Origin of the sequence: Acinetobacter sp. AKBS16 (assembly GCF_002899995.1) — a bacterium.
GTDB lineage: Bacteria > Pseudomonadota > Gammaproteobacteria > Pseudomonadales > Moraxellaceae > Acinetobacter > Acinetobacter baumannii.
On record NZ_POYH01000091.1, the window covers coordinates 30,311 to 32,573 of the forward strand.

Annotated in this window: 2 protein-coding genes; one reads left to right on the forward strand and one right to left on the reverse strand. The window is 42.7% G+C overall.

What is annotated here, in order from left to right; all coding sequences use genetic code 11:
* On the reverse strand, window positions 1-699 hold a 699-nt coding region (locus C1642_RS16460; protein ID WP_228153953.1), incomplete at its 3' end, for a LysR substrate-binding domain-containing protein.
* A 283-nt stretch (window positions 700-982) separates the two neighbouring features.
* On the opposite strand from C1642_RS16460, the gene benA reads away from it, so the two are divergent.
* A partial coding sequence (gene benA / locus C1642_RS16465) for a benzoate 1,2-dioxygenase large subunit (protein ID WP_228153955.1) occupies window positions 983-2,263 on the forward strand: 1,281 nt, incomplete at its 3' end.

A 2,263-nucleotide genomic window follows, 5' to 3' on the forward strand; every position in this document is an offset into this window, starting at 1 on the left:
GACTAAGCCCAAAGCCAATTGAATTTCCCGTATCTCATGCATATTTTTGGGAACCAAACTATGTTCGGCAAAAATATTCAAAAGCTGGGTCGAAAAATTGGGTTTCGGTGAAGTGGGATACATAAACATCTTTTCATCAATCAAATCGGCCAGATATACCCCTTCTGTGCGCTGTGCAATTGGATGACTGGTATGCGCGGCAACGACCAAACGCTCTTTACGTAAAAGAATTCGCCTCACGGCGGGATCACTAATTCTTAAACGCCCAAACCCGACATCAATACGGCCTTCTTTTAAGGCCTGTAACTGTTCGGTTGTACTTAATTCCATGAGCTGAATATTCAGATGAGGCTGCTGCTGACGAAATAAATAAATGATTCGAGGCAGCAACCCATAAAGTAAAGACCCGACAAAACCAATGGTCATGCTTCTTTCGATGAGACCAATACGCTTGGTCATACTTTTTATTTCTTCAGCATTCGACAAAAGTTTAACAGCGTGCTGATAAAAGAAATGTCCTGCTGGTGTGGTCTGTAAAGGGCGGCTTCCTCGCTCAAAGAGTTGAATTCCAAGCTCACTTTCCAAATTTTGGATTTGCCGACTCAAAGGCGGTTGAGCAATAAATAGTTTTTCAGCTGCCTTGGTGAAGCTCTGTTCTTCTACAACAGCCACAAAATACCGTAAATGTCTTAGTTCCATCAGGTTTCCATACCTTTAAGATATATTAAAATGCAAATTCAGTCTTAGACACAGTTTAACCATTCTTTTAAGGTATATACAAGCAATAACCCGATGAAGTTATAGATCACTTGTATAGCACCGATTGAAATCATACTGGCCAACATTCGATCTATCTTTATCCATTCGCGGTTAAACACCCGACGCGTTTATACGCTTCATTGACATATTAGGATATCAAGACCTTTTAAATCGTAGCGAAGGTCTTGATGACTTCCACCCTTTGGAAAGTCGGAGAACGGACATGCCACGTATTCCTGTAATCAATACCAGCCATCTTGACCGTATTGATGAATTACTTGTAGACAATATCGATACAGGTGAATTTAAACTTCACCGCTCAGTTTTTACTGATGAAGCCTTATTTGACCTCGAAATGAAATACATCTTCGAAGGTAACTGGGTTTACTTGGCACACGAAAGCCAAATTCCAAATAATAATGACTACTACACGACTTATATTGGTCGTCAGCCGATTATCATTGCCCGTAACCGTAACGGCGAACTTAATGCCATGATCAATGCGTGTTCACACCGCGGAGCACAACTTTGCCGTTACAAGCGTGGTAACAAAGCAACGTATACTTGCCCTTTCCACGGCTGGACTTTTAATAACTCAGGTAAATTGCTCAAAGTAAAAGACCCAACTGACGCAGGTTACTCTGACTGCTTTAACCAAGACGGCTCACACGACCTTAAAAAGGTAGCTCGTTTTGAGAGCTACAAAGGCTTCTTATTTGGTAGCTTAAATCCCGATGTTCCTTCGCTTGAAGAATTTTTGGGTGAAACCACCAAAATCATCGACATGATTGTTGACCAGTCTGAACATGGTTTGGAAGTTTTACGTGGTTCATCTACTTATACCTACGAAGGCAACTGGAAACTCACTGCTGAAAATGGTGCCGATGGTTACCATGTTTCTGCTGTTCACTGGAACTATGCAGCAACGACTCAGCACCGTAAAGAAACTCAAGCTGCCGATAACATCCGCGCGATGAGTGCAGGTTCTTGGGGTAAACAAGGCGGTGGCTCGTATGGCTTTGAAAATGGTCACATGTTGCTTTGGACACAATGGGCAAACCCAGAAGACCGTCCTAACTTCCCAAAAGCAGATGAATATACCGAAAAATACGGTGAAGCGATGTCGAAATGGATGATTGAGCGTTCACGTAATCTTTGTCTCTATCCAAATGTTTATTTGATGGATCAGTTTGGTTCGCAAATTCGTGTACTTCGCCCACTTTCAGTTAATCGAACTGAAGTCATCATTTACTGTATCGCGCCTAAAGGTGAAGCACCTGAAGCTCGTGCACGCCGTATCCGTCAATATGAAGATTTCTTCAATGCCTCAGGCATGGCAACGCCAGACGATTTAGAAGAGTTCCGCGCTTGTCAGGCAGGCTACGCAGGTATTGCCCTTGAATGGAATGACATGTGCCGTGGTTCAAAACACTGGATTTATGGACCGGACGATGCAGCAAACGAGATTGGTTTAAAACCCATGTTAAGTGGGATTAAAACTGAA